This window comes from Massilia phyllostachyos (assembly GCF_021044825.1).
Lineage (GTDB): Bacteria > Pseudomonadota > Gammaproteobacteria > Burkholderiales > Burkholderiaceae_D > Telluria > Telluria phyllostachyos.
This window is the reverse complement of sequence record NZ_JAJNOC010000004.1, coordinates 212292-223596: the sequence shown is the minus strand read 5'-3', so window position 1 is coordinate 223596 and position 11305 is coordinate 212292. Positions and strand designations below refer to the sequence as shown.

Annotated in this window: 9 protein-coding genes; all 9 read right to left on the bottom strand. The window is 65.7% G+C overall.

Annotation, left to right across the window (positions count from 1 at the left end; translation table 11 throughout):
- Nucleotide 1: 1 nt before the first annotated feature.
- Entirely contained in the window at nt 2-1567 is a 1566-nt protein-coding gene (gene nusA, locus LQ564_RS14130; protein WP_231058740.1) for a transcription termination factor NusA, read from the bottom strand.
- Nucleotides 1564-2052, bottom strand: a complete 489-nt coding sequence (rimP, locus tag LQ564_RS14125) for a ribosome maturation factor RimP (protein WP_231058739.1) — start codon at nt 2050-2052, stop codon at nt 1564-1566. Before rimP ends, nusA begins: the two co-directional genes overlap by 4 nt.
- 296 nt (nt 2053-2348) lie before the next feature.
- Entirely contained in the window at nt 2349-4268 is a 1920-nt protein-coding gene (gene rluB, locus LQ564_RS14120; RefSeq protein ID WP_231058738.1) for a 23S rRNA pseudouridine(2605) synthase RluB, read from the bottom strand.
- On the bottom strand, nt 4255-5025 hold the full coding sequence (scpB, locus tag LQ564_RS14115) for an SMC-Scp complex subunit ScpB (RefSeq protein ID WP_231058737.1): 771 nt from the start codon (nt 5023-5025) through the stop codon (nt 4255-4257). Before scpB ends, rluB begins: the two co-directional genes overlap by 14 nt.
- Before the next feature lie 385 nt (nt 5026-5410).
- On the bottom strand, nt 5411-6427 hold the full coding sequence (locus LQ564_RS14110) for a glucokinase (protein ID WP_231058736.1): 1017 nt from the start codon (nt 6425-6427) through the stop codon (nt 5411-5413).
- Nucleotides 6428-6574: 147 nt separating this feature from the next.
- Entirely contained in the window at nt 6575-7519 is a 945-nt protein-coding gene (locus tag LQ564_RS14105; protein ID WP_231058735.1) for a VTT domain-containing protein, read from the bottom strand.
- A gap of 95 nt (nt 7520-7614) precedes the next feature.
- On the bottom strand, nt 7615-9300 hold the full coding sequence (locus tag LQ564_RS14100) for an ABC transporter ATP-binding protein (protein WP_231058734.1): 1686 nt from the start codon (nt 9298-9300) through the stop codon (nt 7615-7617).
- Nucleotides 9297-10307 (bottom strand): ABC transporter permease, encoded by a 1011-nt coding sequence (locus LQ564_RS14095; protein WP_231058733.1) that lies wholly within the window; start codon nt 10305-10307, stop codon nt 9297-9299. The genes LQ564_RS14100 and LQ564_RS14095 overlap by 4 nt, the downstream gene beginning before the upstream one ends.
- Entirely contained in the window at nt 10304-11242 is a 939-nt protein-coding gene (locus LQ564_RS14090; RefSeq protein ID WP_231058732.1) for an ABC transporter permease, read from the bottom strand. Before LQ564_RS14090 ends, LQ564_RS14095 begins: the two co-directional genes overlap by 4 nt.
- Nucleotides 11243-11305 lie beyond the last annotated feature (63 nt).

Sequence of the window (11305 nt, the reverse complement as noted above, 5' to 3'; positions counted from 1 at the left end):
ATTACGCCTTGGCCGTTTCTGCCAGGCTCCAGGCTTTCGCCTGCAGCGCCTTGGCGCGGTCATCGTATTTACTGTCGACCAGCTTCATCTCATCGTCGGTCACATCGTTGAATTCATTCTTGATCAGTTCGCCGGCACGATCCGACGACAGCGCCAGGATGGCGCCGAATTCGTCGTAGGCGAGTGCTGCAAAGGCGTCGACCGTCTTGATCCCAGCCAGGCCGAGCTTGCCGGCGGTGGTGCGGTCCATGCCTTCCAGGTTCACGAGGGCTTCTTCCATCCCTTCGAGGCCTTCTTCGGAAGCGATCGCTTCGGTCACCAGCGCGTCACGGGCACGGGTGCGCAGTTCGTTGACGGTGTCTTCGTCGAACGACTCGATTTCCAGCATTTCGGAAATTGGGACGTAAGCGATTTCTTCAAGGCTCGAGAAGCCTTCATCCACCAGGATGTCGGCCACTTCCTGGTCGACGTCCAGTTTTTCCATGAACAGCACGCGGATCGCCGCGGTTTCCTGGGCCACCTTGTTCGCCGATTCTTCGGCGGTCATGATGTTGATCTTCCAGCCGGTCAGCTCGGACGCCAGGCGCACGTTCTGGCCCGAACGGCCGATCGCGATCGCCAGGTTCTCTTCATCGACCACCACGTCCATCGCGTGCTTGTCTTCGTCGACCATGATCGACGACACGTTCGCCGGAGCCAGGGCGCCGATCACGAACTGGGCCGGATCGTCCGACCACAGCACGATGTCGACGCGCTCGCCGCCCAGCTCGCCGGTCACGGCCTGGACGCGCGAACCGCGCATGCCGACGCAGGTGCCGATCGGATCGATGCGCTTGTCGGCGGTGAACACCGCGATCTTGGCGCGCACGCCGGCGTCACGGGCAGCCGATTTGATCTGCAGGAGGCCTTGCTCGATTTCCGGCACTTCCAGCTCGAACAGCTTCATGATGAAGTCCGGCGCGGTGCGCGACAGGATCACCTGCGGGCCGCGCATATTGCGGTCCACGCGCAGGATGAAGGCGCGCACGCGGTCGCCGATACGCAGGTTTTCCTTCGGGATCATCTGGTCGCGCGGCAGGCGCGCTTCGATCTTGCCCGATTCCACGATGGCATCGCCGCGCTCCATGCGCTTGATGGTGCCGGTGACCAGCGAATCGCCGCGCTCCAGGAAGTCCTGCAGGATCTGCTCGCGCTCGGCATCGCGCACGCGCTGCAGCACGACCTGCTTGGTGTCCTGGGCGAAGCGGCGGCCGAACTCGACCGATTCGATCGGGTCTTCGATGTATTCGTCGACTTCGATGTCCGGAATCTGTTCCTTGGCTTCGAAGTGCAGGATTTCCTGGTCGGGCAGCTGCAGGCCGGCCTCGTCCGGCACCACGTGCCAGCGGCGGAAGGTTTCGAATTCGCCGCTGTCGCGGTCGATGCTCACGCGGATGTCGACCTCGCCTTCATAGCGTTTTTTCGTGGCTTGCGCGAGCGCGAACTCGAGCGCTCCGAAGACCACTTCCTTATCGACGTTCTTTTCGCGCGCGAGCGCATCAACCAGTAACAAAATTTCGCGACTCATGCTTTGCGACTCCTAAAATCCACCTGTGGCACCAGGCGTGCCTTGTCCAATTCGGCCAGCGTAAATTCCAACAACGCCGCACCATCTTTATTATCAAATTCCAGACCAACCTTGTCGCCTTCGACGCCGCGCAGGATACCGGTAAAGGTTTTCCGGTTCGCAGTGCCGGGCATCGCGACGCGCAGCTTGACCGTGCACTCGTGCCCGGCGAAACGCGCAAAGTCGGCCAGGGTCCGTACCGGGCGATCGAGGCCCGGCGAAGAAATTTCCAGCCGTTCGTAGTCCACGTTTTCGACGGTGAGCACGTGCGACAGCTGGTGGCTCACCGTGGCGCAGTCCTCGACCGTGATCGGGCCTTTTTCTTCCGCATCATCCGCGGGGAAATCGATGTAGACACGCAGGATGCCGCGCTCGCCGCGTTCGACGTCGACGAGTTCGTAGCCGAGGCCACTCACTGTTTTGGCGATTAATTCAAACTGCTGCACGACGCTTCTCCAGGTGCTTCAAAACGATTTTCCAAAAAAAAAATGGGCATCTGCCCATCTTTTTGTATTCACAACCCAACCAGATGAAAGCACTTGCGCCAAGAAAACTTTGGGAAGAACTTTGATTAGGCTGCAAATTATACAGTGATCCCGCTTCTCTCGCAATCGCCGTGAGTAGAAATGACAAGTAAACAACAGTTAGCAGGATTACCATAAGGGCTATGGCCGCCATTCTACGGCATTGCAGCATGGCGCGAACGGCGCGACGAAAAAAAGTCGCGCCGGCTGGTACAAACTCAGCCGCGGCGGCCGCGGCGCGGCAGGCCGTGCTCGGAACCGCGCGGACCCTGGCCGCCGCGACGGCCGCCGCCGGTGCCGGCGAAGCCGAAGGTGGTCTGCAGCGGATCCGGCTGCTTCGGACGGCTGCTCTGCTTGCCGCCGCCGAAGCCGCCCGCATTGCCGCCACCGTTGCCGCGGCCCTTGCCCTTGCCACCCTGCGCGCCCTGTCCCTGCGGACGGCCGGCCGGCATGCCCGGCAAACCCTGCGGACGGCTGGTTCCGACCCGCACCACCGGCGGGCCGAAGGGGTCGACGTTGCGGTTGGCGTCGGCGCGGTCGATGCGGTTGCCGTCGGCGCGGTTTGGCTGCGGCGCCTGGCCCTTGGCGCCCTTGCCGCCCTTGGCCTTGCCCTGCTCCAGCGCGCCGCCCTTCTTCTCGACGCCGAAGGCCGCCATCAGCGCGCGCACATCGTTGTCCTGCAGCTCTTCCCAGCGACCACGCTTGAGGCCGGTCGGCAGGGTCATGGCGCCGTAGCGGGTGCGGATCAGGCGCGAGACGGTCAGGCCGACGGCCTCGAACATGCGGCGCACCTCGCGGTTGCGGCCTTCGCCGATCACCACGCGATACCACTTGTTGATGCCTTCGCCGCCGCCGTCCTGCACCTTCGAGAACGAGGCCAGGCCATCGTCCAGCTCGACGCCGGCGAGCAGCTTCTGGCGCATGCCTTCTTCCAGTTCGCCCAGGGTGCGCACCGCGTATTCGCGGTCGATGTTGTAGCGCGGGTGCATCAGCCGGTTGGCCAGGTCGCCCGAGGTCGTGAACAGCAGCAGGCCCTCGGTATTGAAGTCGAGGCGGCCGACGGCCAGCCACTTGCCGGTCTTCATGGTGGGCAGGCGGTCGAACACCGACGGACGGCCTTCCGGATCGTCGTGGCTGACGATCTCGCCGGCCGGCTTGTGGTACACCAGCACGCGCGGCGGCTTGCTGTTGTTCACGCGGCGCTGGATCAGCTTGCCGTTGATGCGGACCGCGTCGGTCGGCAGGATGCGCTGGCCGATGTGGGCCGGCTCGCCGTTCACCGACACGCGGCCGGCGACGATCAGGTCTTCCATGTCGCGGCGCGAGCCCAGGCCGGCCTCGGCCAGCACCTTGTGCAGCTTCGGCGCGTCGTCGTCGGCGGTCAGGTCGCGGCGCACCGGCTTGGATTGCTGCTGGCCGCGGCCGCCTTCATTGGCGTCGAAAGCGTCCGAGGTGACGAAGGAGAACACGGCATCGGCTTCATTGCCCTTGCCGCCCTTGCCCTGCGGCTTGCCCTGCTTGCCCGGCTGTTTGCCCTGCTGCTTGCCGCCCTGCGGCTGCTGGCCCGGCTGGGCGTTCTGCTGCGGACGGCCGCTCTGCTGGCCCCGGATCTTCTGCTGCTGGCGGCCGCGGCCTTCGCGCTTGCCCTCGATCTGGGCCTGGCCGGCCTCGGCGGCTGCGGTGTCGGCAGGCGCTTCAGGAGCGGCTTCCGGATTGGCGGCGCGCTGCTCCATCTGGCGCGCTTCGCGTTCCTGGCGTTTTTCGCGCATCTGGCGCGGGCCGCGCGGCTTGCGGGCGTCGCCTTCCGGACGTGCTTCCGCTTCGGCAGGAGCGGCCTCGGCGGCAACCGGGGCGGCAGCGGGCTGCGCCTCGTCCGCGGCGGCCTTGGCGGCGCGCGGCTTGCGCGCCTTCGGCGCCGGCTTGGCTTCCTCGGCAGGGGCGGCTTCGCTCACCGGAGCGCTCTCGGCAGGCGCGGCGGCGGCCTTGCGGGTGCGCTTGGGCTTGGCGGCGGCTTCGGTCGCGGCGGGTACTTCGGCGGCGGCTTCCTTCGGCGCCGCCGGCTTGCGGGTGCGCTTCGGCTTGGCGGGAGCGGCGTCGGCGTCCACGGGCAGGGTGTCGTTCGGTTCAGTTGGGTTCATCGTTCGTATCTTTATTATGCTGACCCGGCCCAGCGGCGGCTGCCGACGCGTGGTCATCGTTCCGGTCAAAAATCGGGACGTCGACAGGCAGCGGGCCCGTCTCGGTATCTGTATCTAAGTCGTGTTCGCTTGCGGCGCTCGCTGCGTCCGCTTTTTCAAAATTGTCGTTCAGCGCCGCTTCCAGCGCCTCGAGGCTGCGGCTGTCCGGCCCCTCGCTCACCGCCTGCAGCGGCGGCAGCTGCGACAGCGAGGCCAGGCCGAGGTCGTCCAGGAACTGCTTGGTCGTGCCCAGCAGCGCCGGGCGCCCCACCACTTCGCGGTGGCCGACCACGTCGATCCAGCCGCGGTCTTCCAGCATCTTGACGGTCTGCGAGTTCACCGCGACCCCGCGGATCTCCTCGATGTCGCCGCGCGTGACCGGCTGGCGGTAGGCGATGATCGCCAGCGTTTCCAGCGTCGCGCGCGAATACTTCGGCGGCTTCTCGGGCGACAGGCGGTCGAGATAGGGCTTCATCTCGGGCCGGCTCTGGAAGCGCCAGCCCGACGCCAGGCTGACGACCTCGATGCCGCGCCCCTGCCAGTCCTGGCGCAATTCTTCCAGCAGAATCTTGATCGTGTCGCTGCCGACGCCGGCATTCAGCTGGCGGCCATTGGCGTCGAGCTCGGCGAACAGCTTCCTCATGCCGTGGATCGTCATCGGCTCGCGCGCGCACAACAAGGCGGTCTCGAGGACGCGCTTGGCCTCGTCAGTATTCATATCGCGGTGTCGTCACGCTCAGAATGCAAGAATCAATTCAAGTTAAACCGTCAATGCGGATGCCATCGCGGATGCAGGCGCGGCCGGGGGCGGCGGTGCGAAGGTGCTGCGCAAATGCTGGAATCCGGGGCCCGGGCCTGGATAAGCCGGGCTGATTTTGGCGGCGGGCCGAGAACCTGTTCCAGGTTCCAAGCGCGCCACGGCTCTGTTGGTGTTTCGGCGAAACGCTGGTTCGCAGGTAATACGGCGGGGCGTCTCAAGCAACTGGAGGGCATTGTAACCGATAAAACACGGAAAAGGACAAGGCCCGCCCCTCGGGAAGCAGGATTGTCGTCAAATCCCGCCGCAAATGGGCCGCCCGCAGCCCGATTCGGCCTGGCTCCTCTCAGGCGGCCAGTTTTTCCGACAGGATCGCCGACACGCCGAGGAAGGCCGGATACTCGGCCGTGATCACATAGGTCGGCACCCCGGCCAGGTAGGCGCTGAAACGCCCCTTGTGCTCGAAGCGGCGGCGGAAGCTCGACGCCAGGAAGCGCTCGCCCAGGCGCGGCACGATGCCGCCGCCGATGTAGACGCCGCCCTGGGCGCCGAGCGTGATCGCCAGGTTGCCGGCGGCGGTGCCGAGCATGCCGCAGAAGGTTTCCAGCACGGCGTCGCACAGGCCGCATTCGCCGCTCAATGCGCGGCGCGAGATTTCCGGCGCCGCCAGGCTTTCGCCCGGACGGCCGGCGCGGTCGGCCAGCGCGCGGTAGATCAGCTCGACTCCGGCGCCCGACAGCAGGCGCTCGCAGGAGACGTGCTCGAACTCGCGCCAGGCGTATTGCAGGATCGCGACCTCGGTGTCGTCGACCGGCGAAAAGCCGACGTGACCGCCTTCGCTGCGCAGCGCGGTCCACTGCCCGTCGGCGCCGGGGACCAGGCCGGAGACGCCCAGGCCGGTGCCCGCGCCCAGCAGGCCCAGCGTGGCGCCAGCGACGGGCGCCCCGCCGCCGACCTGTAGCTTCTGCGTTCCAAGGTGCGGCAGCGAGCGCGCCAGCGCGGAAAAATCGTTCACCACTTCCAGGGTGGCGAAGCCGCATTCGCGGCGCAGCGCCTCGATCGAGAACGCCCAGTGGTGGTTGGTCATGCGCACCTGGTCGCCCACCACCGGGTTGGCGATGGCGATGGCGGCGTGGCGGATGCCAGCATGCTGCGCGGCGACTTGGGGCAGGGCCAGGTAGGCGCGGATCGCGTCGGCCAGGGTCGCGTGCTCGCTGCAGGCCAGGACCTCGATCGCCTCGAAGCGCCCTGGCGCGGTCTCCAGCGCGAAACGGGCATTGGTACCGCCGATATCGGCGAGCAGGCGCGCGCCGTCGGCAAACGCAGAAGACAGGAAAACGGGGCTGGGGGCGAGGACGGTCATTGCAGCATGGAAGGAAGCGATGACCAAGCTTACTAAACTTCGTAGTGCTCTTACAAGTTCTTTTTGTAGTTTAGGTACAAGCGCGCAAATCGTGCTCCAGCGCTACAACACCCTATCGACCACGGACGAAGTAGTCGAACTACCTCATCAGCAGGTGACCGGATCCAGCGCCGGGCCACTGCCGTGGTGCGCGTTCCAGGCATCCAGTCCGCCCTTGAGCGGCCGGGTACGGTGGAAACCATTGGCCAGGAACTGTTTCGCCACCTCGGCGGCGGTGACGTCGTTCGGGCAGCTGCAGTAGACGACGATATGGCGGTTGCGGTCCAGGGTCGCCATCAGCTGCTCCGGCGGACAGGCCTTGAACACCAGCGCGCCGGGAATCGCCGCCTCGATGCCCTGCGCCGTCAGGCTGCGCGCATCGATGATGATGGGGTCGTGGCCGCCGTCGATCAGGCTGAGCAGCTCGCCCACCTCGATGCGCGCCATGGCGGTGCGGGCGCGGTGACGGCGCCGCTCGATGTACTTGAGGGCGACGAACAGGGCCAGCAGCGCGGCGATGACCGACAGCGCGGTGCCGCCCATGGTTTCCAGCAGCGCGAGCAATTCCTCGACGCCATCGTGGAACACCACGCCCAACAGGATGCCGCTGCCGCTCCACAGCGCGGCGCCGGTGACGGCATACAGCAGGAAGGGACGCGCCTCGGTGCCGATGGCGCCGGACAGCGGCGCGGCGATGGTGTTGAAGCCGGGGACGAATTTCGACACCAGCAGCGAGCGCGCGCCGAAACGGCGGAAGCGGTCCTCGGTCTGGTTGACGCAGGAATCGGGAGACAGGGAAATTTTGCACAGCAGCCGCAGGATGCGCTTGCCGTAGAAGCGTCCGGCGCGGAACCAGAACAGGTCACAGATCAGGCAGGCGCACACCGCGGCGAGCAGGCACAGCTGCCACATCAGCTCGCCGTCGACCGACAGCGCGCCGGCCACGACCAGGATCGGAAAGGCGGGAATCGGCAAGCCGAACTGCTCGACGAGGACGAGGCCGAACACGATCAGCACACCGTAAATCTGCAGCAGTTCGATAAGTTGGGACATCGTTCTAGTGTATCCCAATTCCATTTTGCTCACAGGTGGCAAGGCCCTGCCTTTGGATAGGCTTGCGGCGCAAATCCAACAGATTGGCACAGCGGTCAAACACCGCGCGGGATTGCTGCGAGCAGCGAGCGCGTATATTCATGCTGCGGATTGCGATACAGCGCATCCGAATCCGCCAGCTCGACCACCCTCCCCTGCTGCATCACCATCACCTGGTCGGCGATGTACTTCACCACCGACAGATCATGCGAGATGAAGATGTAGCTCATGCCGTACTCGTCCTGCAGGTCCTGCAGCAGGTTCAGCACTTGCGCCTGCACCGACACGTCCAGCGCCGACACCGATTCGTCGCAGACCAGGATCTCGGGCTGCATGGTGAGGCAGCGCGCGATCGCGATGCGCTGGCGCTGGCCGCCCGAGAACTCGTGCGGGTAGCGATGGAACGCCCCCTCCGGCAGCCCCACGCGTTTCAAGAGATGGTGCGCCGTCGCCACCCGCTCGGCATCGTTGGCGCCGATGCGGTGGATGCGCATCGGTTCCAGCAGAATCTGTCCGACCGTGAAGCGTGGATTCAAGGAAGCATAGGGGTTCTGGAAAATGATCTGGATCCGGCGCTTGTACGCGGCGTACTCCCGATCCGACATGGCCAGCAGATCCTGCCCATCAAACAGTGCGCTGCCCCCAGTCGCACGGTGCAGGCGCAGCAGCGTCAAGCCGACGGTGGTCTTGCCCGAGCCCGATTCACCGACCACGCCCAGGGTCTTGCCGCGCGCCAGCGTGAACGACACGTCACGCACCGCCTGGAACTCGCGTTTCCTGAACAGGCCCTCGCGCAGCCAGAAGCTCTTGGCCAGGTGCTTCACCACCAGCAGCGGCGTGTCATCCGGCCCGGTGCCGCGGGTGCGCTGGGGCAGCACCGCATCCGGAGCGAGCCGCCCATCGATATAGTCGTCGATCACCGGCAGGCGCAGCGGCCGCTCGTCCAGCTTCGGCCGGCAATGCAGCAGCGCACGCGTATAGGCGTCGCGCGGGGCGCCGAAGACCTGTGTTGCGTCGCCCTCTTCGCGCACCTCGCCATGGCGCATCACGATCACCCGGTCGGCGATCTCGGCCACCAGGCCCAGATCGTGTGTGATGAACAGCACCGCCATCCGGTGTTTTTCTTGCAGGCGGGCGATCAGTTCCATGATCTGCTTCTGGATGGTCACGTCGAGCGCCGTGGTCGGCTCGTCCGCGATCAACAGCTTGGGCTCGCAGGCAATGGCCATCGCGATCATGACGCGCTGCTGCTGGCCGCCCGACATTTGGCTCGGGTAGGCGTCGATCTTGAGCGCCGGGTCGGGAATGCCGACCTCGGCCAGCAGTTCCAGCGTGCGGGCCCGCGCCGCCTTGCCATTCATGCCCATGTGCCGGCGCAGCACTTCGCCGATCTGGTAGCCGACCGTGAACACCGGGTTCAGCGAAGACATCGGCTCCTGGAAAATCATCGCGATGTCCTTGCCGCACAGCTGGCGGCGCTCGGCAACCGGCAGGCCGAGCAGCTCGCGGCCGTCGAAGCGCGCGCTCGACCCTGGCTGGACGATCGTGGTCTCCGGCGGCAGCAAGCCCATCACGGCCAGCGAGCTGACCGACTTGCCGCTACCCGACTCGCCCACCAGCGCCACCGTGCTGTTCCTCGGCACGTCGAAGGAAACGCCTTTCACGGCCTCGACCGTATTCTTCTTGTCGACACGGAAGGCGATGCGCAGGTCGCGCACCTGGAGCAAGGTATCGTCGTTCATTTCAGCTTCGGGTCCAGGGCGTCGCGCAGCGCATCGGCGAACAGGGAAAAAGCCGTCACCAGCAGCGCCATCGCGCCGCTGGCCGCCGCCAGCTGCCACCACTTGCCGAGGATCAGTTCGTTCTGCGCCTCGTTCAGCATGCTGCCCCAGGACACCACCCCGACCGGCACGCCGAAGCCGAGGAAGGAAAGAATGACTTCGGCCTTGATGAAACCCACCACCAGGATCGACATCTGCACCAGGGCCACGTGGGCAACGTTGGGCAGGATGTGGCCGAACATGCGGCGCATGGCGCCGGCGCCGATGGCGTCGGCCGCCATCACGTACTCGCGCGCCTTGTGCTTGATGTACTCGGCGCGCATCAGGCGGTAGGGCCCGGTCCAGCCGGTCAGGCCGAGGATCAGCACGATGGTCATCACGCCCTTCTGCTGCAGCACGGCGGCCACGGTGAGAATCATCAGGATCGAGGGAATCGCCGTGAAGATGCTGTAGAACCAGTTGAACAGGTCATCGATCACGCCGCCATAGAAGCCGGAAAGTGCGCCGAACAAGGTCCCCAGCGCCACCGCGACCAGGGCCGCCACCAGGCCGACGACGATCGAGGTCTCGCCTCCCTTGATGGTTTTCTTGACGATGTCGTGGCCCCATTTATCGGCGCCGAAGGGCAAGGTCGTCGCCTTTTCCGCGGGAGGATGGCTGGCCCGCACTTGCGCCTTGAGCTCGGCCAGTTCGACGGCGAGCGGATCGAAGGCATTCGGCGGCGTCTCGCGCGGCAATTGCGCGGCAGCCAGTGCGCGGACGCTGGCATCGGCCCCGACGAAAGTCGGCGGCGCGTAATTGACGGCTACCTCTTCCTCCCAATCCGATGCAATCAGACCGATGCTCGACAGCAGCAGCATCACGAGGAAAGCCACGACAACGGCCAGCGCCCCCATCGCGATGCGGTCGGCGCGCAGGCGGCGCCAGGCCAGCGCCCACAGGCCCGGGGAAGCGGTGTGCAGCATCATGCGAGTTTCACGCGCGGATCGACGGCCTGGTACAGCAGGTCGGCCAGCAGATTGAACACCATGGTGGCGGCGGCGACGTAGACGGTGATCGCCTTGATCACCGGGAAGTCGCTGCGTTCCACCGCCAGGATCACCTCGCGCCCGATGCCGGGGATGCCGAAGAAGCGTTCCAGCAGGAAGGCGCCGATGAGCAGGGCCGGCAGGTTGGCCATGACGTGGGTGATGATCGGGATCGCCGCATTCCTCAGCACGTGCACCCACACCACGCGCCGCTCGCTCAGTCCCTTGGCGCGTGCGGTGCGTACATAGTCCTGGTTCACTTCATCGAGCACGAAGCTGCGGTACAGGCGCAGGGTCGGCGCGATCGATACCGCCAGGCCGATGATGATCGGCAGCAGCGCATAGCGCAGCAAATTTTCTCCTAAGCTATTCCCCCAGCCCTGGACCGGGAACAGCCCCATTTCATAGGCGAACACGTACTGGAACACGATGATGTAGACCAGGATCGAGATCGACATCCCGACCGTGCAGGCCACCATCACCGCGCGGTCGGTCAGCGAGCCGCGCACGAACGCGATGCCGAGCGCCAGCGCGATGCCCAGCACGGTTTCCAGGATGGTGAGCGGCACCAGCACCGTGAGCGAGGGCCCGAGGCGGCTGGCGATGATGTGCGACACCGGCTCGCCCGTGCTCCAGGCATTGCCGAAGTCGAAGGTCAGGATTTGCTTGACGAAGATCCACAGCTGGACCGTGTAGGGCTGGTCGGTGCCGAGCTGGCGCCGGATGTTCTCGATCGCGGCCGTGTCGGCCATCTTCCCCGCCAGCAGGTAGGCCGGGTCGCCGCCTACCCAGTTGAACAGGACGAAGACCAGCACCACGACCCCGAGCATGGTCGGCAGCATCTGCCACAGGCGCCGGACGATAAAACTCAGCATGGAATTCCCGGATGGTTGAAGCGCCTATTCTGCCGTCTTGCCGTCTCGACAGCCATTCCTTTT